This is a genomic window from Runella salmonicolor (genome assembly GCF_024158025.1).
GTDB lineage: Bacteria > Bacteroidota > Bacteroidia > Cytophagales > Spirosomataceae > Runella > Runella salmonicolor.
The window spans coordinates 575,841-600,230 of sequence record NZ_JAMZEL010000001.1; the positions used below are offsets into that span (position 1 = coordinate 575,841).

General features: G+C 46.3%; 20 protein-coding genes. 9 read left to right on the forward strand and 11 right to left on the reverse strand.

Translation table 11 applies throughout. The annotated features are described in order from the left end of the window. The first annotated feature begins 83 nt into the window (after positions 1-83). Positions 84-1,970, forward strand: a complete 1,887-nt coding sequence (locus NCI00_RS02445; protein ID WP_253524652.1) for a heparinase II/III domain-containing protein — start codon at positions 84-86, stop codon at positions 1,968-1,970. 66 nt (positions 1,971-2,036) lie between these two features. Then, the gene (locus tag NCI00_RS02450; RefSeq protein ID WP_253524654.1) at positions 2,037-3,548 is read left to right on the forward strand and encodes a BNR-4 repeat-containing protein; all 1,512 of its coding nucleotides are present in this window, start codon (positions 2,037-2,039) and stop codon (positions 3,546-3,548) included. An 18-nt stretch (positions 3,549-3,566) separates the two neighbouring features. On the opposite strand, the gene NCI00_RS02455 is transcribed toward NCI00_RS02450, so the two are convergent. Further along, positions 3,567-4,010, reverse strand: a complete 444-nt coding sequence (locus tag NCI00_RS02455) for a YHS domain-containing (seleno)protein (RefSeq protein WP_253524655.1) — start codon at positions 4,008-4,010, stop codon at positions 3,567-3,569. Positions 4,011-4,262: 252 nt separating this feature from the next. On the opposite strand from NCI00_RS02455, the gene NCI00_RS02460 reads away from it, so the two are divergent. After that, positions 4,263-5,873 carry a hypothetical protein gene (locus NCI00_RS02460; RefSeq protein ID WP_253524656.1) on the forward strand — a complete coding sequence of 537 codons (1,611 nt, stop codon included), beginning with the start codon at positions 4,263-4,265 and terminating at the stop codon, positions 5,871-5,873. A 106-nt stretch (positions 5,874-5,979) separates the two neighbouring features. Here the strand turns inward: NCI00_RS02460 and NCI00_RS02465 are convergent, their stop codons facing one another. From NCI00_RS02465 to NCI00_RS02475, 3 genes are all read right to left on the reverse strand, one after another. Beyond that, positions 5,980-7,224, reverse strand: a complete 1,245-nt coding sequence (locus NCI00_RS02465; RefSeq protein ID WP_253524658.1) for a putative porin — start codon at positions 7,222-7,224, stop codon at positions 5,980-5,982. A 232-nt stretch (positions 7,225-7,456) separates the two neighbouring features. Beyond that, a complete protein-coding gene (locus NCI00_RS02470; RefSeq protein WP_253524659.1) occupies positions 7,457-9,070 on the reverse strand; it encodes a DUF5060 domain-containing protein in 1,614 nt (537 codons plus the stop codon). Positions 9,071-9,205: 135 nt separating this feature from the next. Beyond that, a complete protein-coding gene (locus NCI00_RS02475; RefSeq protein ID WP_253524662.1) occupies positions 9,206-9,550 on the reverse strand; it encodes a winged helix-turn-helix transcriptional regulator in 345 nt (114 codons plus the stop codon). 130 nt (positions 9,551-9,680) lie between these two features. Between NCI00_RS02475 and NCI00_RS02480 the strand changes: the two genes are divergently transcribed. From NCI00_RS02480 to NCI00_RS02495, 4 genes are all read left to right on the forward strand, one after another. Continuing rightward, complete coding sequence (locus NCI00_RS02480) at positions 9,681-10,445, forward strand: type 1 glutamine amidotransferase domain-containing protein (RefSeq protein WP_253524666.1); 765 nt, start codon at positions 9,681-9,683, stop codon at positions 10,443-10,445. Between the two features lie 19 nt (positions 10,446-10,464). Further along, positions 10,465-11,118: a hypothetical protein gene (locus tag NCI00_RS02485; RefSeq protein ID WP_253524669.1), complete on the forward strand. Its 654-nt coding sequence runs from the start codon at positions 10,465-10,467 to the stop codon at positions 11,116-11,118. A 6-nt stretch (positions 11,119-11,124) separates the two neighbouring features. After that, positions 11,125-12,063 carry a bestrophin family protein gene (locus NCI00_RS02490; protein ID WP_253524671.1) on the forward strand — a complete coding sequence of 313 codons (939 nt, stop codon included), beginning with the start codon at positions 11,125-11,127 and terminating at the stop codon, positions 12,061-12,063. A gap of 80 nt (positions 12,064-12,143) precedes the next feature. Then, positions 12,144-12,758 (forward strand): NADPH-dependent F420 reductase, encoded by a 615-nt coding sequence (locus NCI00_RS02495; protein ID WP_253524673.1) that lies wholly within the window; start codon positions 12,144-12,146, stop codon positions 12,756-12,758. A gap of 75 nt (positions 12,759-12,833) precedes the next feature. Here NCI00_RS02495 and NCI00_RS02500 read toward each other — a convergent pair whose 3' ends face one another. Continuing rightward, the gene (locus NCI00_RS02500; RefSeq protein ID WP_253524675.1) at positions 12,834-16,454 is read right to left on the reverse strand and encodes an alpha-L-rhamnosidase; all 3,621 of its coding nucleotides are present in this window, start codon (positions 16,452-16,454) and stop codon (positions 12,834-12,836) included. A 239-nt stretch (positions 16,455-16,693) separates the two neighbouring features. On the opposite strand from NCI00_RS02500, the gene NCI00_RS02505 reads away from it, so the two are divergent. Together NCI00_RS02505 and NCI00_RS02510 are read left to right on the forward strand one after the other, a co-directional pair. Continuing rightward, positions 16,694-17,074, forward strand: a complete 381-nt coding sequence (locus NCI00_RS02505; protein WP_253524677.1) for a hypothetical protein — start codon at positions 16,694-16,696, stop codon at positions 17,072-17,074. Then, a complete protein-coding gene (locus NCI00_RS02510; RefSeq protein ID WP_253524680.1) occupies positions 17,067-17,492 on the forward strand; it encodes an HNH endonuclease in 426 nt (141 codons plus the stop codon). The genes NCI00_RS02505 and NCI00_RS02510 overlap by 8 nt, the downstream gene beginning before the upstream one ends. 59 nt (positions 17,493-17,551) lie before the next feature. On the opposite strand, the gene NCI00_RS02515 is transcribed toward NCI00_RS02510, so the two are convergent. From NCI00_RS02515 to NCI00_RS02540, 6 genes are all read right to left on the reverse strand, one after another. After that, complete coding sequence (locus NCI00_RS02515) at positions 17,552-18,421, reverse strand: metallophosphoesterase family protein (RefSeq protein WP_253524681.1); 870 nt, start codon at positions 18,419-18,421, stop codon at positions 17,552-17,554. 165 nt (positions 18,422-18,586) lie between these two features. Further along, entirely contained in the window at positions 18,587-20,716 is a 2,130-nt protein-coding gene (locus tag NCI00_RS02520) for a xanthine dehydrogenase family protein molybdopterin-binding subunit (protein ID WP_253524683.1), read from the reverse strand. A gap of 9 nt (positions 20,717-20,725) precedes the next feature. Continuing rightward, positions 20,726-21,187, reverse strand: coding sequence for a (2Fe-2S)-binding protein (locus tag NCI00_RS02525; protein ID WP_253524685.1), 462 nt, complete (start codon positions 21,185-21,187; stop codon positions 20,726-20,728). Positions 21,188-21,315: 128 nt separating this feature from the next. Continuing rightward, positions 21,316-21,561, reverse strand: a complete 246-nt coding sequence (locus NCI00_RS02530; protein ID WP_253524687.1) for a hypothetical protein — start codon at positions 21,559-21,561, stop codon at positions 21,316-21,318. Between the two features lie 275 nt (positions 21,562-21,836). Next, positions 21,837-22,226 (reverse strand): hypothetical protein, encoded by a 390-nt coding sequence (locus NCI00_RS02535; RefSeq protein ID WP_253524689.1) that lies wholly within the window; start codon positions 22,224-22,226, stop codon positions 21,837-21,839. A gap of 70 nt (positions 22,227-22,296) precedes the next feature. Then, on the reverse strand, positions 22,297-24,387 hold the full coding sequence (locus NCI00_RS02540) for a PKD domain-containing protein (RefSeq protein ID WP_253524691.1): 2,091 nt from the start codon (positions 24,385-24,387) through the stop codon (positions 22,297-22,299). Positions 24,388-24,390: the final 3 nt, after the last annotated feature.

Here is a 24,390-nt window from a genome sequence, read left to right on the forward strand (position 1 = left end):
TACTTTTACATATTGGTAATATGTCTCTCTTCTATCTTGCGTTCCAACTACCACAGAGCATTATCCATAACACAGTCTTTAAAATGAAAAAAGCACCATTTTTTTTGTACTTAATAGGAGTCATTCTCTTCTTTCATAGTGTCGCTTTTGCGCAACTAAAGCACCTTAACCATGTCAGCAAACTCCCTGACCACCCGCGAATTATGTTGTTGAAAGGAGAAGAAAAAGGAATCCTGAACAACATCAATTCCGATAAAAATTGGGCCACCATTCACCAAACCATTTTGGTCGAAAGTGACAAAATCATCGACGTGCCGCCGTTGGAACGCATCCAAATCGGGCGGCGTTTGCTCGACAAATCGCGCGAGGCATTGCGTCGAATTTTCATGCTTTCGTACGCGTATCGCATTACCCGTGACCAAAAATACCTCAACCGCGCCGAAACTGAATTATTGAAAGTTTCATCGTTTTCGGACTGGAATCCGTCGCACTTCCTCGACGTAGGCGAAATGACCATGGCCGTGGCCATCGGGTACGATTGGCTATACAACGATTTGCAAAAATCTTCCCTGCCCATTCTCAAAGAAGCGATTCTTAAAAAAGGCATTGAACCATCGCTGGATTCAAAATACAACAGCTGGCTAACTGCCTCCCACAACTGGAATCAGGTCTGCAACGCGGGCATGACCTACGGCGCATTGGCCATTTATGAGGACAATCCAACGCTGGCCAAGCAAATAATTGACCGCGCCATTGAGTCCATCAAGCTGCCCATGGAAGATTATAACCCCGACGGGGCATATCCCGAAGGTTACGGCTACTGGGGATACGGAACAAGCTTCAACGTATTGTTTCTGAGTGCCGTACAAAAAGCACTCGGCAGCGATTTTGGCTTATCAAACGGCCGTGGATTCTTAAATACGGCCGCTTATTATCAGCACATGGTCGGTACGTCGGGCAAAACCTTCAACTATTCCGACGCGGGCAGCGGCTCGGGCGGCGTCAGTCCAGCGGTGTTTTGGTTTGCCAACCGCACCCATTCTCCATCGTTGTTATTCGGGGCCAAAAATATCCTTGAAAAAGGCGCGCCCAATATGGGACGTGACCGGATTTTGCCCGCCGCCATGATTTGGGGCAACGGCATTAAATTTGAAAAGGTAACCGCCCCCAAAGCCCTCCTTTGGGCAGGTAAGGGCAAAAACCCCGTAGCCATGATGCGCTCGTCTTGGACCGACCCCTCTGCTATATACGTTGGATTAAAAGCGGGCTCGCCTTCTGTCAACCACGCCCACATGGACATCGGTTCGTTTGTGATGGACGCTCTCGGGGAGCGTTGGTCGATGGACTTGGGAATGCAGGAATATGAATCGTTGGAATCAAAAGGTGTAAAGTTGTGGGATAAAGGTCAAAACGCCCAACGTTGGGAAGTGTACCGGTACAACAACATGGCCCACAGCACCCTGACATTCAACAATGAACTACAACGCGTGGATGGCTACGCTCCGCTTTCGGGAACGGTCAATAAGCAGGCTTTTACAGGGGCCATTACTGATATGAGCGCGGTGTACAAAAACGCCGTCGCCTCCGCCAATCGCGGCATTGCGATTGTGGATGGCCAATACGTGGTAGTGAAAGATGAAATTTTAACCAACGAAAAACCCGCCACCGTCAAGTGGGTCATGCTTACCCCCGCCGAGGTGCGCATCGACGAAAACGGAATGGCAGAATTGAGTCAAAACGGCAAGAAACTTCAACTGAAAGTAGCCGAACCCGCCAACGCTTCCATCAAAACCCGATTGGCCCAGCCTACACACGATTACGATGCGCCCAATCCGGGGACAACCCTCATTGAAGTTGAAATCAGTCTGCCCGCCAATACAAAAAACACCATCAATGTATTGCTGATTCCAGAGGGTGTTTCGGTCAATAAAGAGACAAAAATTCCGTCGTTGAGCGATTGGAAAAAGTGATTTATCAGAAAATTCAGCAATCATACCAACCCACCTAACGAGTGCTTTCCCAACTCTAATTAATTCATGAAAAAATGGCTTTTATTGCTAACGTCGGCAGGGTTTAAAACCCTGCCGACGTTGTTAGGGTTTGGAACCCTGCCGACGTTTTTGCCGACGTTCTTGTCAACCTCAGTCTTACAGGCGCAAACCCTAAATCAGACCGACGACGGATTTCGCGGAATTTGGTACCACATCGGTAAACTCGACAACGAATACGTCCACAAATACAGCGGTGGACTCGGCACCTACCCCGCCAACCACAGTCCATTTTCAGTCTACAGTCCCGAAGCCAAAAAAACGTTTTTTTGCTTTGGAGGGGCATCAAAAGACGCAAAACCCAGTCTTTTGCACGAAATTTCATATTTTGACCATACCACGGGCCAAGTAGCCCGCCCAACCATCGTGCTCAATAAAGCCACCGACGACGCCCACGACAACCCCGTACTCAACATCGACGCCCAAGGGTATCTTTGGTTGTTTTCGACCTCCCACGGCGTCGAACGTCCTTCGTATACTCACCGCAGTCGGAAGCCATACGACATCAGCACCTTTGACAAAATCGAGGCAACGTATTTCAAAAATGGTAAACAATTGCCTTTTGATAACTTTTCGTACCTACAAAGTTTCTACCAAAAAGGCAAAGGTTTTTTTCATTTGATGACGCATTACGAACGGGGAATCTTGAAATACGGGGCAAAAAAACCGCGTCGCACCATTGGCTATATCACGAGCAAAGATGGTATTCAATGGTCTGACATTAAAGACATTGGCACCATTGAAGAGGGCCACTACCAAACGGGCGGACAGTGGAACAACAAAATTGGAACGTCGTTTAATATGCACCCCGACACCGAAAAAGGCGCAGGCTTGGATTACCGCACTAATTTATATTATGTAGAAACCAACGATTTCGGACAAAGTTGGCAAAACGCCCAAGGCGAAAAATTGACCTTGCCTCTATCTACTCCCCAAAACGGTGGGTTGGTCAAAGAATACCGCTCTGCGGGCCTGAACGTTTACATAAATGACCTTACCTACGACGCCAAAGGCAGACCGATCATTTTGTTTGTCACCAGCAAAGGCCCCGACCCCGGGCCAAGTCAGGGGCCGCACACGTGGCAGGTGGCTTTTTTTAATGGTAAAACCTGGGAAATCAACCCTGTGACAACCGCCGATCACAACTACGACATGGGTTCGCTATACGTCGAAAACCCTACCACTTGGAAAATCATCGGCCCCACCGAAGCAGGCCCTCAACCTTACGGAACGGGTGGTGAAGTGGCGGTTTGGATCAGCAAAAATCAAGGCAAAACTTGGCAAAAACAGACTAATCTGACCCCAAACAGCGCCTTCAATCATTCCTACGTACGACGGCCGCAGAATGTACATCCCGATTTTTACGCTTTTTGGGCCGATGGTCACGCACGGCAGCCTTCGGAGTCATCGTTGTATTTTTCCACAAAAAAGGGCGAAGTGTTTCGTCTGCCACGTCAAATGAAAAATGAACTTGAAAAGCCAATTCGGGTGAAGCCCTAAACTCAAACCGTTTCTCGCTCATTCTTGAAGTTTGACGGTAGGCCAGTTTTTATTGGCTTTGTCAATAAAGTTAGCTTGGTCTTTACGCCAATTATCCATCACTTTTTTGTTGTAATTCAGATACAATTTTCCGTCACTTACGGTCCAAGCATCGGGGTCAGTGGGGGCCTTATAGCCTCCCGCTGTGCCGTACGCACAATAGCCGCCGTATTGCGGAGCGTACTTTTCAGGGGAGGCTTTGAAGGCTTCCTGATTTTCGCGGTTGGCAAAGTACCATTTGGCCCCTTTCCATCCATAAACAAACTCTGAATTGCCTTTCACAGGGGCCGATTGGGTGAAATACGCCACTACATCATAGCCTCTGACCGCGACACTGTCTTTGGCGAAAATTTCTGATTTTTGCGCTTGCAGTTGAATTGATAACACCAACAAAACAATAATACTTCCTGCTAACTTTTTCATGCGTATTGGCTTTTAGTTATACATAACATCCCAAAGTTTGCAGGAATAAAAAAGGTAAATTGTCGGCTATACGACACTAATTCACATTTTGGTTGTAAATAGAGGTTTTCACCCGTAAGCCACGATAGGCAAGCCATGAAATTTAACTAAAGAGAGCATTCTGAGGGCTTTAGACTAAAAAAGGCCGCCCTTAGATTATAACATTAAATTGCGCCCCTTTTTGCTTTTATAAATATGTCTAAATCCTTCTCCATGAAGACTTTCCCGTTTTTCCTGCTTTTTATCCTTGCCGCAGTTGTGGGCTTTGCTCAAGCACCATTTACATCGCAAGAAAAAGAAAATTTTGCGCAAGCCCTCACCAACGGCCAAGCCGCCAATGAAGCCTTTCGTCGGAGTCACCGTTTTTTGTTGGGCTGGCTTAGCAAAGCCGACCCAATTACGGGCCTTATTCCGCGTAATCTCAAAGAAAGTACCTGCATTTGGAACGCTTACGATGCCGCCGCCGACAATTATCCGTTTATGGTCATGACCGCTGCGATGTTGGATAAGCCGCTTTTTGAGGGGAAAATGCGCGAAATGCTCGCCACCGAAACTCGCCTGACGTCGCGCGTGGGGCGGCTGCCCGACACCTATTCTTTTTGCAAAAAAGGGTTTCAGAATGACCACATCGACACCAGTCAGGTGGTGTTTGGCAGTGCCGAATACATGAAAGACGGCCTAGTACCGCTCACCGAATGGCTCGGCCCCAGTCCCTGGTCGGAGCGGATGCTGGGCATTTTGGCAGACCTTGACAAAATCGTGGACGTTCCGACTCAAATCAAAGGAAATTTCTTTGGCAACAGCGCCGTTGTGGAAGTGGGCGGGGATTTATTGCAAGTACTGGCGCGGATGTATTGGCTCACCAAAAAACCTAAATGGCTGGCGTGGGGCATTCAAATCGGCGATTATTATTTAAGCGATGCCCATTTACCCACGCGGACCCTCTCCCGCTTGCGCCTGCGCGACCACGGTTGCGAAATCGTGGCGGGCTTGGTTGAAATGTACGCCGTAGTCAACAAGGCCAATCCCACCAAAAAGAAGCAATGGCAACCGTATTTGCACGAAATGCTCAATACCATTTTGGCCACTGGCCGCAATGAACACGGACTTTTTTACGATGAGGTCAATCCCCTGACGGGTGAGGTAGTACAAAAACGAATCGCCGACAATTTTGGCTATACACTTAACGCCTTTTATACAGTCTACATGATTGACGGAGTAGCCGCTTACCGGGAAGCAACGCTGAAAGCACTCGGCTCGCTCTCAGCAAATTACCGTAACCATGATTGGGAAAACGGCAGTGCCGACGGCTACGCCGACGCCATCGAAGGCACCCTGAATTTATACCTGAGAGAGCCGATTCCGAGCGTAAAAGACTGGCTCGAAAGCGAGATAAAAGTGCTTTGGAATTTTCAAAAATCCGACGGAATTATTGAAGGCTGGCACGGCGACGGAAATTTTGCGCGAACGTCGCTGATGTATGCACTCTGGAAAACCGCAGGAGTTCATATTTCCAACTGGAATCCTGACGTGATTTACGGTGCGGTAAGCGACAAAAACAATATTTACATTACGCTGACTTCACCTACGGCTTGGAAAGGGAAACTCATCTTTGGAGCCAATTGGCACGCAGACCACCTCCACATGCCCGCTGACTACCCTCGTATCAATCAGTTTCAGGAGTGGTTTTCGATTGAGGCAACCAAAAACTATCGACTGACCATGGGCAGTAAAACCCAGACCATAAAAGGCTCAACGCTGATTGCAGGTTATCCCATTTCTCTCAAACCCAACGAAACGATTCAATTGCGCTGCACTCGCTGAGCAATCCTGTTGTGGGTTTTGAGAAACCCACAACACACAGTAACTCTCACGGCGGGTTTTGAGAAACCCGCTACACGTCGAAAAAACTGCGTTTACATTCAGAATATTAAAAATTAAAATGCGTTCGAAGCGTAAAAACTCCGTCTTTCACGTCGGTTTCGTAGCCTTTCACGGCCGTTTTTTCGTTGACGGGATGTTCATACCAAAAAACCACGCGGAGGTATTGATTCACGTAATACACGTAGCCGCCGCCAAAAGTATCGAACCGAACATCCGCACTCGTAAAACCATTTTTGGCGTCAATCATTTTTCCCTTCACGTCGGTATTGGGATTGTACCAATCATACTTTAACACAAGCTGATGGTCTTGGCTTCCAAGATGCTGAAGAAAGTAAAAATAAGCCCCGTCAAATCGGCGCGTGTAGAGTGGCAATGGCGCTCCTGCGCTCGTAACAGGATAACTCCCCGGCGTGGTACTTGACGCCGCCGTTGCGGTTTGCACACCCCGAATGTATTCCGCCCGAAATTCTGACTGCCCCCTTTTGTTGGGGAAAATCAATTGAAAATCGGCACCAAGATAGCGCCTTGGCGCAGTGCGGCCGATATTTGATGCAGCCGAATCCTTTTCAATAATGGGCTTTCCATCCACTGTTTTAGCCGCGTACATCAAGGCATTTTGACTCGTTATACCCCCCAAATAACTGCTAACACCCCACGAAAGCTTACCTCCCGACCTACTTATCGTGCGTCGCTTAGAGCTGATACGCGCCACTATGTCCTTATGACTGTCGTATTCGGCCGTTCCAGTGAGGCCCTGACCATTATAAATTCCTAAGTCAACCGCCAACCATTTGAAATTTGAATTCTTTCTTCGGGGATTAAAACTAAACATGAAGCCCAAATCACGCTCGGTTTGCACTAAAGTTTGCGACATCCGACCGCGCTCGGGAGCCTCTCTAAACGCCGATGACAACAAAACTTCATGCCCAAAAGGCCTTGCCATTACGCCTGCCGAGAAGTGAAATAAATCCCATTTGTGTTCAAAAACCCGTCCCCAAAAATCGCGAATATTGACCCCACGCTCGGTACCGTCAAATTGAAACACAAAATAAGTCGAAGGTCGTCCGTCGTCGGTCAAATGCGAAAAATCGGCCCGAAAGCGCCCACGGCGCAGGCGAAAGCGATTGTTGACCTGCGGCCCGAAATCCCCACCATTGTAGATATTTCCACCCGCTCCGTTCGACTCAGCCAACTGAAACTGCGGCTGCAGATAGCCACTGAAGCCTATTTTTCCCAAACGACTATTGAGCGATAGCATACTTTTCCCGATACGGGTGGTCGTATCAATCATATCGGTTAGCAAGCCACCGTTGTTATTAGTTATCTGTCCAATAGATTGAAAACTGCAAACAATAATAATGGAAGAAAAAGAAAGTATTATTTTTAAGCGTTTCACTAGGGGGCGTTTTATACGGGACCATAAAAGTACCCTTGAGTAGTTAAAATAATTAACACAAAGATAAAGATTTGGTAACAATGACTGCATAAAATTAGGTCAACCTAAAGCATACCCTGTAATAAAATTACTTTATCTCTCTGATTCTCAACGCCATGTAGGGGCGCAGAGGTAGTCTAACCTTCCTTAGGTCTTTGTCGAACAAACGGTAATCCGTTTCGGGACCCGTTTCAAAAACGGTCGGAACAGCCTGTACAGTCATGTCCCAAGTGTCTATGATTTCGATGCTGAAACGTTTGCCAGCGGTCAGTTTCGGGCCTTCTCCGTTTTTAGCGGGGAGGTTAAACAACCAAAAATCGTTGACTTCGCTGCCGAAATACACAAAATAATAGCCTTCGCCAGCGGATGAAGTGCGGTAATCGCGGCTCACATCGCTCATCGAAAGCGGCGAAGGGGCTTCTTCAAGAATTTTCCGGAGAAAGGCAAAACGCTTCCAACTTGTACCTTTAAATTGGCCGCCTTTGGCCCAGAAAATAGTATCGGAGGCATCCTTAAACATGTACGACTCGCCGTGGGTCACGTAGGTGCCCGCCATCGCACCTACCCACGCCAAGTGGGTCATCTCCTCAGGGCTGTACCGCCCCCAGCGCGATTTTAAGTTTCCTTCATATCCCACCTCGTCTAGTACAATGGGTTTGTGGTACACATTGCGCAGGGTCGACACGCCGCCCGAATGCCGAACGGGTGCATCATCCTGAATACTTGCGTGGGTAAACGCTGGCTTCCAGTAGTCATAATAAGTAGCCGTAGAGCCATGAATAGAACACAAATGACGGTACGGGTCAGACTCCACCACGGCTTGGGTAAGGGCATCCCAATCGGCAACGGTTTTGGATTTTACATAATCCCACTCGTTGGCCAATGACCACCAAACATTCCGAAAAGACGCCAATCGTGCTGTCAAGTATTTGATATACTGCACATTGACCTCATGAGGCATGGCATCAAACCCCCAACGTCCTTTGTCATAAGGATGAAACAAAATCAAATCGGCCTCAATGCCTAGTCGGTTGAGGTCGTCGATGCGTTTTTCGAGGTGTTGAAAAAATATGGGATTAAACTGCGTAAAGTCCCAAACGTTGAGTACGTTCCCTTTCTCGTCCTTTTTCACTTCACGCACGATAAAAGGATACAGTTCGGGCTCTTCTTTCACCAATTCGTAATTTTTGGGAAAAACGCACATTCGAATCTTGTTGAATCCTGCGTTTTGAAGCGAACGCAGGGTCTGCTCTTGCAACCCCTGCCCCATGTGGGTCCACGCGTAGGCGGTCGTGCCCAACGGATAATACCGCGTGCCGTCGGCGTACTTAAAGTGATGAACATCGCTTACTTTGACGGGGCCACGGTTGTTACCCGTTGCGTTGACGCACTCGAACGAGCCTTTTTTGTTGTTGAGTTCTTTTTTGTTGCTGGAAGTCGTGTACGTCCAAGTGCCCGTTTGGGTGGGCATACACCTGACTTTAAAGCGATTGTTGCCGTCATAAAACCCCGCCACCGTAAAAGCGGTATCGGGGCCCACAAATCGGGCGGAAAGTTGCACATCACGGAAAAGATTTCCGCCCGACGCGTACGACCACTCTGCTTCAAACCTGGCCCAACGCTCTATTTTAGGCTGCGCATATAGCACCGCACTGACTGAAAAAGAGAGGCAAAAAATAACTTTACGAAGTAGCGTATTCATTGAGTTAATGGGTAAATAAGTGGTACTAAAGTGTGTCGGGGCGTTTATTACCTACAATATTGGTGGCACTGCCACATACCCTCCGTTGAGCCTTTGTGAGTGGACTTAACCACGCGTCTGCGCCAATGCGCTGTTTTATAGTTTTTTATTTTCTTTTTCAATTAGTTGGTTTCCATACTCCCTTATTTGGGTTATTAGCGGTATGACTTCCCTTCCTTTCTCCGTCAGCGAATATTCTGTTTTGGGCGGCACAACGGCATAAACTTGTCGGTGTACATAGCCGTCTTCTTCCAACTCCCGAAGTTGTGTGGTAAGCATTTTATCGGATATGTGCGGTATGTCATTCCGCAACTCACCGTAGCGCATGGTGTGGTATTGCAGTCGCCACAGAATCGGCATTTTCCACACGCCCCCGATCTGTTCCATCACCAATTGAACAGGGTTGTAGTAGACTTTCCCTTTAAAAATAAAATCAGGCATACCATAAACTGTTGATTGTCAAATACTAACCAAAAAGTATGTATCGCACTTTTTGGTGATACTCTTGGCAAAAGTAGGTATAGAATTAAAATTTGCAGCATCATTTCAATAAATTTAACAATCGTCAAAAATGAGTGCAATCACAGAAATTCAATCCTATGTACATTTTCACGGAGCACCTACAAAGGGCAAGATCCTTATGGTGGCAAGCTCACCCTCAATTTCCCAACAAACAGGCTGGCCCATTGGCTTTTGGGCGGCCGAGTTGACCCATCCGCTTCGGGTGTTTCAAGAGGCGGGCTACGAGGTAGAGTTGGTTTCTACGGAGGGGGGTAAATTGATGATGGACACCTACTCCAACCCCACTGACCCAAGCGGTTATTCGGCGCACGATGTCATTTCGTTGGGCTATATGCAGCAAGCATGGTTTAACGAACTGCTCGAAAATACCCCAAAACTCACCGAAGTCGAAGCTAAAGACTACGTTGCTATCTTTTTGGTGGGCGGTCAAGGCCCTATGTATACCTACCGGGGCAACAAGGATTTGGAAAAACTCTTTGCTACCTTCTACGAAAGTAGCAAGCCAAGCGCTGCTGTTTGCCATTCAACGGCCCTGCTTTTGGAAGCCCAAAAATCAGATGGCCAACTGATTGTTAAAGGCAAAACATGGACAGGCTTTGCCGATGCTGAAGAAGAATTTGCCGACCAAGCCGTGGGGCAAAAAATCCAACCTTACCGCATCGAAAGCGAGGCCCGGAAAATCGAAGATACAACGTTCAAAGTGGCTCCCCCGTTTTCGGCTTACGCCATTGCTGACGGTAATTTGATTACGGGGCAACAACAAAATTCGGGTGCAGCAGCGGCCGAGTTGTTGGTCAAAATGCTGGACAAATAGCATTCTCACCTATTGGCCAATGAACCCTAAACTTTTGAGCATCATCGTCCCGTTGTTATGGGTAAGCATGGTGCAGGCTCAGATACCAGTGGAAGTGTTCGGTGGCGACAAAAAAGCGAGTTTTGACATGATGTTTTTTAAGTTCTTCAAAAACAAAGAAGGTCAAAATAGCCACTTTCTTTTTTTTACACGAGAGCGAGCAGTGGTTGATTATAAACAAACAGCAACGAGCAATTTGCCGCAATTTGGCTTTACAGAAGCTTTTTCGTACAATCATCCTGCGTTCAAGGGTTTTGCGCCGGTGTTGGTTGGGCAGGTATTGAATAGAGGCACGTTTGCAAAAACTGGTATTCAATACGCCCATGTGTCTGCAACACTCACGGTGTTTGGTTGGTCGGTCGTAGCGTTAGAAAGCAAGCCAGATATTGATTTATTTTTGCTTTTGCGCTACACCCCACCATTGAACAAAAAATGGCATTTGTTCAGTCAAATTGAACTCATAAATGCCTTGCCAACGGACCAAACAACCTATTTTAATTTTGCCCAACGCCTGCGTTTGGGTTTGAAAAAAGCAGACTGGCAGTTGGGTCTGGGAAGCGATTTGTCGGCGGCGGGACGAAAAAGCTACACCACTACCCAAAATACAGGTTTATTCATTCGTCACGAATTTTGAAAGCGCATGATTTTAAGAAAAATATTCAATCCTATCGCTGTCGTACGCTACATGCGCTGGGAATTGGCAGCATCTACTTTTTTGTCCACGGCTGTTTATTTTTTGTATCACAACCAGCCTTTGGGGAAAATCAGTATACCGTTTTCGCTGGCGGCTATTTTGGGCAGTGCCTTGGCGATTTTCTTGGCTTTTCGCAACAACAATTCCTATAACCGCTGGTGGGAAGCCCGCACGGTGTGGGGGAACATCATCAACAACAGCCGTATTTTTGCCCGACAAATCATTGCCAATGCCGATAGCGCTTTGTCAAGTGGTAAGGTAAGTGCTGAGCAAATCAACGACTACAAAAAAGAAATGGTTTATCGTCAAATTGCTTTTACGCACGCTTTGCGCTTGCACCTACGAGGTCAAAAATCGCTGGACGAACTAAAACATTTGCTATCAAAAGAAGAATTTGAACACGCCGTTCAGAAGCAAAACATTCCCAATTATTTGCTGTTTGTACAAGGCAAACGTATCAAAGACGGAATGAAAATGGAGATTTTGGGGGCATTCGACAACATCAGTTTGGAACCTACTTTGGCAGGTTTCAACAATTTTCAAGGCGCTTGCGAGCGCATCAAAAACACGCCCTTGCTGAGGCAATACCATTTTTTTACCAAACTCTTTTTATGGGTTTTTATGGCAATATTGCCGTTTGCGCTGATTACAGATTTCTCAAAAATGGGCGCTCCTGCCTTGATGATTCCCCTTAGCATTTTGGTCGCCTTTGTGTTCGGTGTGATGGGGAAAGTCGGCGAAGTAAACGAAGACCCTTTTGAAAACCGCATCACTGATATCCCGATGTCGGCAATGAGCAATACGATTGAGCGGGACTTGAAAGAAATGCTGGGCGAAACAGAATTGCCGCCCAAACATGGCCCGCAAGATGGTTTTTTATTCTGAACAACTCAATTTTATGTGGCATCGGCCTTTAAATTTGCATAAATGGCCAGACAACAATTGCATCAAATACTACTAAAATCATGAAAATAGCCATTATTGGTTCTGGAAATGTCGGTGGCGCATTAGCACTACAATGGATTAAGGCGGGTCATAGCGTTTTGATTGGCGCAAAATCCCCTTTGAGCGACAAAAACATTCGGCTCGCCACCAAAATTGGCGAAGATAAGTTTACCAATATCCCGTTTGCGGTCAAACAATCCGACGTGATTTTGATTGCCACACCGCCAACGGCCATTTTTGACATCATCGAACAAATGGGGGACGTATCGAATAAAATATTGATTGATGCGACCAACACCGTGCGTCAAAAACCTGCACCCTACGACACTGTTTATCACGCTTTGACCGATAAAACCGCCGCACATGTGGTCAAATGCTTCAATTCAACGGGTTTTGAAAATATTTTGAATCCTGTTTATGATGGCGAAAAAATAGATATGTTTATGGCAGGCGACCACGCCGAAGCCAAACAAACTGCTTACCAGCTTGCGATTGATGCGGGTTTTGGCCATTGTTGGGATTTTGGAAAAGGTAACAAAGTGTTGTTATTAGAACAATTTGCTCTTTCGTGGATCAACCTCGCTACTATGCAAGGGCAAGGGCGGGCAATTGCTTTTCGGGTGGTAAAGCGGTAAAAGCTTTTTCCTTGGTTTCAGCATGAGGCGTATGTGTTCGTATTTACGACCCTCATGCTGAAACCCAAAACCACCTTACTCTTTTATTTCAAAAGTATAACTTCCCGAAACCAAGGGGATAATTACGCTCCCATTTTCTTGCTTCGCGCCTTTCCATGTGGCTATGCTTTTCCCACTTTCCGTGATTTGAGCCATGCTTTTTGCGGGTAAATACAAAGTAGCCGACGTGTTGGGCGGCACGGTAGTTTTATAAGTCCACTTGCCGTTTTCCCATTTCCATTCACTGCTGATTTTACCATAAACAGAATCATAATAGCCTTTGGCAAAAGTCATTACCTTATCTGGGTCGGGCGTCGGTTTTAGCACAATTTGTTTGAAAGCAGCACTTTCGGGGTGGCGTTGAATACCCAACGAGTAATTGTACATCCACGACGCCACGGCGCCAAACGAATAGTGATTGAAGGAGTTCATGCTGTTGTTGCCTCCAAATCCGTTTTCGACGGTGTATGAGTTGAGGCGTTCCCAAATCGACGTTGCGCCGTTGACCACCGAATACAACCACGAAGGATAATTTTTTTGTTGCAACAATCGGTAAGCCATGTCGTGGTTGCCGTTTTCAGACAGGGCTTCGGAAATGGAGGCCGTGCCGATAAATCCCGTCATCAGTGAGTACTCAGGACGCTCAATGCCGCCATCGTCTTTGTTTTTTCGCTGAATGGCTTCGTTGAGGTACTTCACCGCGAAGGGCTTATTTTCTTCGTTGAATATCCCCAACGCCAACGGAATGGCATAAGATGCCTGTGTATCCATGAGTTGCCCTTTGTCGGATTTCTGCTCGGCCTGCTGCTGACCGGGAGGGCCCATGCGAGCCGCTCTTACACCCGACTTGACGGTGCGGTGCGTAGTTTTATCAACGTACACCTCGTTAAACTTCGCTTTGACGGCGTTGTGCTGCGTCGTAAAATTGGCCGCTTCTTCGGTTTTTCCCAGAATGGTCGCCACTTTCGCCATGATTTCCAAGTCGTAGGCATAATAGGCCATCCAGAAAAGCGTATTGTCATTTTTACCATTTTCGGGACTCAACCAGTCGCCCAGCGGCCCTTCGTTCAGAATACCCGTTGCCTTTTCTACTTTGGTTTCCAAAAACGCTACGTACTTTTTCATGGCGTCATAATGCTCTTTTAGCAGCTGCACATCACCGTATTGTCGATATGTTTCCCAAGCAACCACGATACCCGCGCTGCCCCAGAGGGTTCCGCCAAAACCACCGCCCATGGGAGCGACGTCGGTAAAACGGCCGCTTTCGGCCTGCACGTCGCGCATGGCCAAGAGGTGACGACGGAGAAACAAATCGGAATGGGTCAAATAAGTAGCACTGCGCGAAAACACCGAAATATCGCCGCTCCAGCCCATGCGTTCGTTGCGGGCGGGGGTATCGGTAGGAATAGAAAGGAAATTGCTGCGCAACGACCACGTAATGTTTTGCCAAAGTTTATTGACCAACTCGTTGGAGGTTTCATAGCTTGACGAAAGGCCCGTAATTGAACTGATTACCAAGCCTTTGACCGAAGCCGCAGGAACCGCTTGGTCGATGCCCGTGATTTCGACATAACGATAGCCGTGAAAAGTAAACCGGGGCTGAATGGTTTCGTCGCCGCCTTTCAGAATGTAGGTATCTTGGGTAAGGGCTGCGCGGATATTTTCCATCATTACCATTCCTTCATTCCCCTTATAATCAGGCAGATTCGGGTATTTTACCTCGGCATAGCGCAGAATAATCTCCTGTCCTTTTTTGCCATTTTTAATTTGAATCTGCGGTACCCCCACCATGTTTTGGCCCATGTCGTACACAAATACCTTGGGTCTCACTTCTTCCACGCTGCGGGCCGTGAGGGTTTTGACGATGCTTGCATTGTCGCCCATTTGCCCGATGAGTTTGAAATCGTTGTACTCCAGCGACGACTTTCTACCCATCACATCGGTAAAAGTTCCCTTAAACGCGTTGCCATCCAGCGGCACTTCCACGGCCGATTTCCAGCCATTATCATTGTACGAAGCCAGCGACCAATCTTTTATCAGGGCTTCTTTGCCCGCATCATAGACTTCCCCCTGGAAGAAACTTCCGTAGCGGACGGGGCCGTCGGTAAAGAGTTTCCAATCAGCAGGATTTGAGGTGATAATTTGCTCAGAACCATCGGAATACGTAATGACCAATTTGCTCAACAGCGATTGACGGTCGCCGAAAAAATTCCAGCTTTCACCGCTAAACGTGATGTTTCCGCTCCACCAGCCTTCGCTCAACCAAGCCCCGATGGCGTTTTTTGTGCCCTGTTTCACCGAAGCCGTCACGTCGTAGGTTTGGTACATGTGATTTTTGTTGTACTGCGTCAGGCCCGGATTAAAATAATCGTTGCTCACCCGCTGGCCGTTCAGAAACATCTCATAAATCCCGCGCGCCGTTACGTACAAACGGGCATTTTTGATGGACTTTGCCTGCGTCGAAAAGGTTGTCCTGAGCATTGGCGCCGCATTTTTGCTCGGATTAGCCAAAATTAGGGCATTGCCTTTGATTTTATAAGCGCCATTTTCAACCGTCAGATTAGGCGATTTGAAAATGCCCGAATAGGATGCCGAATTAAGTTTTTCCGTAAATAAAGCGTTGGAAGGAAAACGGTAGTTTTTGACGGTTACTTCCGAAAAATGCGCCGTTTGACCATTCCCAACCCCAAAACCAATATCGGCCAACATCGGAAAACTGATGTAGTTGTTACCACTGCCAACGGGATTTAGGTTAATACCCCGCGCACCAAAGCCACCTCCCACCGCTGGGCCCGTTGTTTTTTCTTTCAGTTTGTTATCGTTTTCTCTTCCATCAATGTACAGCTCAAACAACCCAAAATTACAGTCGGCAAATACCTTGTGTTTTTCATATTTATTGGCGTTATTAATGAGTTTCTGCGGAATCTCAAGGCTTTTAAAGGGCACTTCTGCTTTGTCGTCGAGCGTGTAGCCAACGCGATAAATATGCAATTTTGCTAATCCTTCGGGAGAATCATTTACGCCCGAAATGTCCAACTCAAACGCGATATAACTTTGATTATTACCCGTTTCAACGCCCATTAGATTCAAGGCTTTTTTCATCAACCGCTTATCGTTTCCGCCAAACAAAAACGACGCTTTGGTCGAATTCGTAGCTTTATCGAGCTGAATACCGTATTCAAATTTGAATACCGACAGATAATGCGAATAAAACACCAAGTCATCCTCCCCGCCACCAATCCATCGCGCCCCCGACCAAGCGGAGATATTTGGGTTCATCAGGCCCGTTTCAAACCACGAACTGCTTGATACAGTAGCGTTTGCATTGTCCCAAACCGTGACTTTCCATGTGTAGCGCGTGGTGGCTTTTAGCGGAGTGCCCGCGTATTCGATACCGTGCGAAATATCGGAATTGACTTTTTTAGAATCCCAAACCACTTGATTATTAGCGTCGGTCACCACGATTTGATAGGCTTTTTGGGCATACCCCCGTTTGGCATCTAAGGCCTTCATTTGCCAACTAAAATGCGGATTAGCAATGTCAATCCCCAAAGGTTTTTCCTGATAGTCCACGCTTAGATTGACTATGGACACACCCGCAAAAACGGGAGCCATCAGGGCGGTCAGCAATAAGAGAATAAAGGAGAATTTCTTCATAGGTTTTAGATGATTTCAGAGATGAGAAGGGCGTTATCAATGAATAGATTGGACAGTAGTCTTTTGTAAATTCAAAAGAATAACAATTTTATACTATCCGTATCCTGTACAATCCCACTATTGACTCAGAGTGAGACAATAAAAAGAGAGCAACTTCATAAAATGAGTTTGTCTGTGTATTTTTCACTATTCAATGATTTTTTCTCGTATTTTAGTGAAAAATAAAGATTACAAGGGGTATGAACTCTTCCGTTACAACACTTTTTCACGAGGCAGAACGCTTAGACAATCGTTCATTAGATGCCTTTATTGACGATATTCTTTCGTTGCGTATTCGGCGTGAAACTCCTGATAAACAGAAAGAAGAGGCTATGTTGTTAAAAAAAATAAACAGAAGCCTACCTATTGAGCAAATACAACGTTTTAGAGTGTTAAACCAAAAGCGCTTGGAAGATGATATTTCAGAGCCAGAGTATGCTGAATTGCTTATTTTACTCGATAAAATTGAAAAGCTGAATGTGAGCCGTCTCAAATATTTAACCTCACTTGCCCGATTGCGTAAGGTTTCTGTCCGCGAATTGATGAATCAATTAGGTATTTCAAACTCCCTGAATGGCTAAATTTTATATTTCATCAAGTATCAAACAGGCCATTTTTGCAAGAGCGCAAGGTTATTGCGAGTATTGTAAAAGTTCTGCTGACTTTACCACAGAACCATTTTCCATTGAGCATATCCTGCCGCTTTCTAAAAATGGCTCAAATGATTTTCTTAATTTGGCATTGGCCTGCCTCGGATGCAATATTATCAAATCTGACAAAACTGAATTTATTGACCCTGTTTCATTACAAGTTTCCTCCTTGTTCAATCCACGTACAATGTTGTGGGATGATCATTTTATATGGGATGACACATTGACCTCAATTATTGGCAAAACAGCTATCGGGCGAGCAACTATCGAAGCTTTAAAACTGAATCGCCGGCCATTAATAAACCTTAGACGCGCCCTAATTGCCATTGGCGAACATCCTCCTAAGTAACCCTACAAATAGTACGCCGCGCTGCGACTTATGTTTATCCTCCTTTTATTTCACATGAGTTAGTCTTTATCCTCGTACGATACAAACTCATAGGTAGCGTCGCCACCAGATACATTAAATTTCAAAAAGCCCCTTGAACCATGTGTATTACCGCGCCAAGATGGTCGTCCAGCGATGGACCCACCAGTTATGTAGTGGGTTTTTCCCGCTATATTTAAGTCCTCAAACCAGTGAATGTGTCCTTGAAGAACAAACTTGAGGTTATGGTCTTTAAAAAGGGTTAAGACTTCGTTACGGTTAGAGACCGGGGGCTGAGAGAGATAGCCGTTTTGAGGTGGATACAAGTCATGGTAAGTTGTAACCAAAGGAATATGAGCGACCACCACCACGGGGGTTTCAGGTTTTACGGAACTGAGATCATTTTTTATCCATTTTAACTGACCTTCATCCACTCTCCCAATGTACTTATAGTTATCTACATCCAGAACGTTTAAGACTATGAAATGCCATCCTTTGTGGTCAAATGAATAGTAGGGATCACCAAAATATCGCTTGAACATGCCCAATTTATAGTCGGGATGTGAGGAATCCTCTGGGCTTTCCTCGTATATTCCAAAAAGGTCGTGGTTTCCTACGCAATTGTAAACTGGAACTTTAAATCTACGAGTCTGACTAAGGTAATAGGTAAAAAGAGAATCTCCTTTTGCTCGATTCCCCCGCATAATATCAAAAATCTGGTCTCCACCCGAAAGCACAAAATCAGGTTTTATTTGCTCTATTCGTTGTACTACTTTATTGAATGCTTTTTCTACGACGGGGTCGGGGCGTAGATGCATATCAGTCATAAAAACAAAGGAAAAGTTTCCGTTTTGAGCCAAAACTGTTTCTACACTGAGACAGTAAAACAAAACAAGTAGAAGGTGCTTCATTATGAAAATACGATTTTTAGAGGTATAACTTAAAAAAGCACTGTTCAGGCTATGGCGTTAGATAAATAAAAGAGATACAATTATTTCGCTCATGGTGGTATTTTCACCGCCAAACCCCTCTGAAGTTGATGAAAAACACCAACTTCGGCAGAGACTCTAACTACTTTACCCAAACTTCACCCCTTTCATAGCATCTTCCTGCATAAAGGGCTGATTGTAAAGTCGTTTTCCCGTGGCTTTAAAGAAGGCATTGGCCAAAGCCGCCGCTGCGGGCGGAAGAGCTGGCTCTCCGAGTCCCGTCGGATTGATGGCGCTGTCTACAAAATACACCTCTACGTCGGGGATTTCTTTCATGCGTATCAGGCGGTAGGTGTCGAAGTTTTTTTGGTCAGGTACGCCGTCTTTGAGGGTTACTTCACCGTACAAAGCGTGCCCCAAGCCGTCGATGATGCCGCCCTTTACCTGCTGGTAAGCACCGCTTAAGTTGACGACCACGCCGCAATCTACCGCGGCAACCATTTTTCGCAATACGGGATTGCCATTCTGCATTTCAATCTCGGCTACCTGCGCAATGTACGAGCCGTGCGAAAAATAAGCACTGAATCCTTGAAATACCTTTTTGTTTTTGCCCCAACCCGATTTTTCTGCCACCAATTCAATCACCCCTTTCATGCGGTCAATATCATATTTTACCGCTCCAGTGGGCGATTTTTTGGCTCTATCAAGGTACGAAAGTCGGTATTCGATGGGGTCGCGATTGGCGGCGGTGGCGATTTCGTCGAAAAAAGACTGCTCGGCAAATCCCAAAAAATTCTCGGAAGGTGCCCGCCACGGACTCGTCGTTACGGGGGATTTATGGTCGATGGAATCCACCAAAAAATTAGGCACGGCTCCCGCCGGAAAATGATCTGGACGCGTGCTGTTGCCAGAGTTGACACCTACCCCGCGCATTCTATACCCAATCCAATTTCCTTCGGCATCCAAGGCTGCCTGAAAACGGTAGCGCATTGCTGGCCGGTATTGTCCGCCCCGCATATCATCCTCCCGGGTCCACATTACTTTGACGGGCGCTTTCAACAGGCTTGACAGCTCGGCTGCCTCCATCGAATAGTCGGAGCGCTGCCTACGTCCAAAGCCACCGCCCATGCGCGTCATTTCTAAGGTAATCTTCTCAATATCAACACCTAACAATTTGGCAACATTCTTTCGGGTATCTTCGGGCAATTGGGCTGGGCCAATCAATTCAACGCCATCGCTTCGCACATGGGCAAAGAAATTCATCGGCTCCATGCAGGCGTGGGACAAAAAGGGCGCTTGGTATTCGCGCGTGATTACCTTGGCGGCGGTTTTAAAGATGGCATCCACATCGCCATCTTTGCGCGAGGGTTTTACGTCTTGTTTGTCCAATAGTTGTTTCATCAAACGGTCGTGGTCGGTCGTACTTTCCACCGCACCGTCTGGCTCGTATTCCACTTTCAGTAACTTCCGGGCTTTGGTTACCTGCCACGTAGATTTGCCCAAAACCGCTACCTTGTCTTTAAAAATAACCACATCCACAATGCCCGGCATGGCCTTGGCCGCACTCACATCCGCTGATTTTATTTTGGTCCCAAACGGAGGCCGTTCAATCATGGCCAGCAACATTCCTTCGCGGTAGACGTCCAAGCCATACAACGGCTTCCCCGTAATCATCTCCGCATTGTCGACGTTGTGAATGGGCTTGCCAATCAATTTATAGTCTTTTTTCTCTTTGAATTTTACCTCGGTCGGAACCACCACCGTCGCCGCTTCCGTGGCCAATGCCCCGTAGTTGAGCTTACGCCCGCTTTCTTTGTGCCACACAAACCCGTTTTCGGTGGTCAACGTTGCCGATGAAACATTCCAGCGTTTGGCGGCCGCTTCCATCAACATCAGGCGAGCGGTAGCCCCAGCTTTGCGCAGTCGGTCCCACGAATGCTGCATGGCACCGCTTCCAGCCGTGGCCTGACGGTTGAATTTTTGCGTATCCAAATTGGCCTGCACCACTTTTACGTTTTTCCAATCGGCATCCAGTTCTTCGGCCACAATCATCGGAAAAGACGTTTTGATGTTTTGCCCCACTTCGGGATTGGGTGATAAAATGGTGATTACATTATCGGGAGAAATAGAAAGGTAACTGTTAAACGACACCTCCCGTGCGGCACTTTCAGGGAGCGGAGCCGCCAGCGCGTCGGTCCACCGAAAACTCAGCAAAAAACCTCCGCCAGCCATGGCCGAAGCCTTAATAAAATCTCTTCTCGTTGATTTCGTTGACATGATGTGTGGTTATTTGCGTTTGGTGGCGGCGAGCGCAACGGCTTCACGGATACGGTGATAGGTTCCACAACGACAGATGTTGCCGTTCATGGCTTCTTCGATTTGCTCGGAAGATGGTTTGGGATTTTTGCTGAGAAAGGCCGCCGCAGTCATCATCTGACCCGCTTGGCAATACCCGCACTGAGGAACGTCAAGTTCAGACCAGGCTTTTTGCACAGGATGCTCTCCATTGGCCGACAGTCCTTCGATGGTGGTGATTTTTTTAGTGCCAATCGCCGAAACTGGCAACACGCAGGAGCGCACGGCTGTGCCATTCAAATGCACAGTACAAGCGCCACATTGGGCAATACCGCAGCCGTACTTGGTGCCTACCAAGCCAAGATTATCGCGGAGTACCCACAACAACGGAGTGTCTTCTTCGACATCCACACGGTAGTTTTTGTTATTGATTTGTAAGGTGTAGTTAGCCATTTTACGGTCGCTTTCACAGTTTGACTTTGATTTATAAAAAAGCCAGTAAACCGAGATATATACCGTACAGACTACCTATTCTTAACGGGTTTCAATCGTCAAAAACCCATCTTTTAACCCTTTAGCTTTTAGCGTAATTTTTCCCGCTTTTTCAGCCGGGCGAACAATAACCAAGCCTCTGCCTTGGAATACTGTTTTTCGGGCTTTTGGAAACTTGACATATCTCTTAGATTGCCATTGCCTACACCAGCGATGCTACCATTAACAGAGATTTGGTATTTGACCAAAACATCATCCATGTTTGGCACAACATTTCCTGCTTCATCCACGATTTCTACGCTGATATAACATCGGGCTTCTACGCCACACCACATCTAAATAATAAGAGGCTGATTTTTTATTGCCAATTAAATCTAACTCGCCAGACTGGAGGGACCAATGAGGTTATATGATGGATTTTTGGCTAAATCTTCGATACTCCAATCATGGGAGATGTCTAATTGGCATCAAAAGATTGATTTCGGCCTGCTTTTATTTGAGAAAAAACCGACTTAAAAAAGAGCAGAAAGCTGATTATGAGCAAAATATAATTTCTCATTTTGTTTTATTTTTGCCACGAACGCACAAATGATTCGTGGCACAATTTCAATTATTTCACTCTTTTTGCCTTCACATCAAACATATTCATCAGTGAACCTTTCAGATTTTCATCATCTACTTTTTCTAACAAAACATTGACGTCATAATCTTGAATAGTAAAGTAAAGGGTAATTTTTCCGTCGGCTTCTTCAATGTTTGAAATCTTAATTTCTTCTTTTTGATCGCTCGTTTTAGGGATAATTGTACCTGTCAACTTTCCCTCTTTTCTAACCAAAACTGTAGTAAGCGCAGCATCACCGTTGGGTGTGCCAATGATTAACATTTCCCATTTGCCAGTATAAACGTCACTGGTTGAGGCAGCGGGGGTAGCGGCTTGTGAAAAACCTTGGAGTGCGATTCCGAAGAATGCTAGAATAAGTAAGATACTTGCTTTTTTCATTTGTTTTTGCGTTTGGTGCGTCGCCACGGTTGTTTTAAAATTAAAGTTTAATTGGAAATTTTTCTAAATACTACTTCACCACCACCCGTACCCTATCCAAATTTTGAATACGAGTATAGGGCGTTTTAGCATCGCCCTCTCTTTGCGAAGCGACTCTTAACGTCGGGAAATAAGTCCCTGATTTAGAAAACGTATAGGTCGTTTTTAGGGAGAAATGTCCCTTTTTCTCGTCAAAAGAAATGGCTTTTTGGCTTATTGGGAATGTGCCTACCCCTTCAAAATCCCATTCTGCCGAAACGATTTTGCCAGTATGCGGCGGTACTTCTACCACTGCGGTAAATGTGACGGTTTGACCTGATTTTACATCTGCTCGTTTCCCTCCATTTGCTTTCAGGGACACTAATGGCTGAATTCCAGCTCTTTTATTGGCAGTTTCGGGTACAATTACCTGACCGTCCACCACTTCGTAATTGGTAGAAGGCGCGGGGGCAACGCCTTTTTCCACCCAATCGCTCAGGTCGAGCAATGCCTGTTGTAATACCCCAACATAACTTACCGTTCTGGTAGGGTCTTCCTGTTTGGTTAAATCGCCATGTAAGGCACGGTCGGTAAACCACAATCGGAAGTAATCGTTTGTTTTGTCCCCTAAATTCTCAATGACTTTTGAACGATACCAATCGGCCTGCCATGGGAAAGCTTCTCTATCCCAAAGTGATTCGAGCATAATCATTTTCCCCTTGAATTTACCGTTTGGCAAGACGCCCGAAGCACCTCGGGTAAACATCGGCCCTAACAAAAAAGGGCCCTGCGGATATAGTGGTTCGCCTTTTTCATTTCTGAATTGGTCCCATACTTTGTATTCTTTGCCCGGCACCTGATGCCGATGATAAGTTTGAGCGGCTAAGAAATTGGAATTATCGACCACCACTTCGTCACCCGTTTTTATTTGTGCTAAAATTTGGGGAGCAGTTGCGCCCAAAACCACTTTATCGCCTTCTACAGCGAGCAATTGGATAGTTTTCCCGGCAGCTTCTCCCGTTTTTATGAGCAGGTCTCCCCCAAGGAAATTTACATTGGGCAGAATATCTTCTAACTGGAATGCCACCGGCAAGGTCCCTTCGGTGTTTCCCAGGCTTTTCCAAGCAGCTTCAGCTGTTCCTTTTTCTTGGTCAGACATTGGCTCCACCAACTTGGTATCAACAGCTTCCAAATACGGAATTCCTTTTTTAATTTTACTCGTTTTCTGTAAACGCGCTTTCAGAAATGAGGCTGGCGGCTTTGATCCATAATAGCCTTCCTTCGTCCAAAAGTTTTGAAAATAGGCTCTATCGGCCATGGTCATGCCCGAATAAATCGCCCTGAAACCATGCACGCCCATCGTTTTATAGCCAAACCATGATTTAGGGGGGAAACCCATTTTGGTTACTTCCACCAAAGCCGCTTTTTCTTCTTCGTTAAGACCAGCATACATATCACCGCTTCCACCAGGCTCTAAGGCATCAATTATTTGCGGAAATTTATCATTCAAAATACGCATGGCGTGCATTCTTACCGAGAACACATTCGGAATAGCCATAGGCGAACCCACTACATAAGGCACCACGCCATCCCATACCCCTTCCGTATTTTCGATAGCACCAATGGTACGATATGCCCCACCGCTACCACCAAATGCATAGCCATAGGTACGGTGTGGACCAAAGATTTTAGAGGCAAATGTTTTAGAAAATTGCGCCGCCGCCGCATTGGCTTTATAAGCGCCAATTAATGGGTCGCTTACTTTTTTTTGACCCGTAAAATCAAACCTTCCTCCGCCGTTGGTTTCAATAAAATACGCACCGTGACTCACCGAAAACCCGATTTTATCCTCCTCACCTTCTGCCCCCTGCGAAAGATTTTCATTATCAGGAAATGGGGTGATGTACTGAAAAAAGTGACCCTTATATTGCTCTTTTGAAGGGAAATAAAAAGAGAATCGAGCCTCAGTACCTTCAAAACCCCCGTGTACATAGCGATGTCTGACGGGTTTTTCCCGCCATTCGTCAGCATCAATATAGGGTTTATTGAAGAGTGTATCTTTTGCTACGGCACTTTGCGTTTGAGCCAAGTTTTTCCCGATACCTATTGTACAGAAAAACAGGTAGAATAATGCCTTTTTCATGGG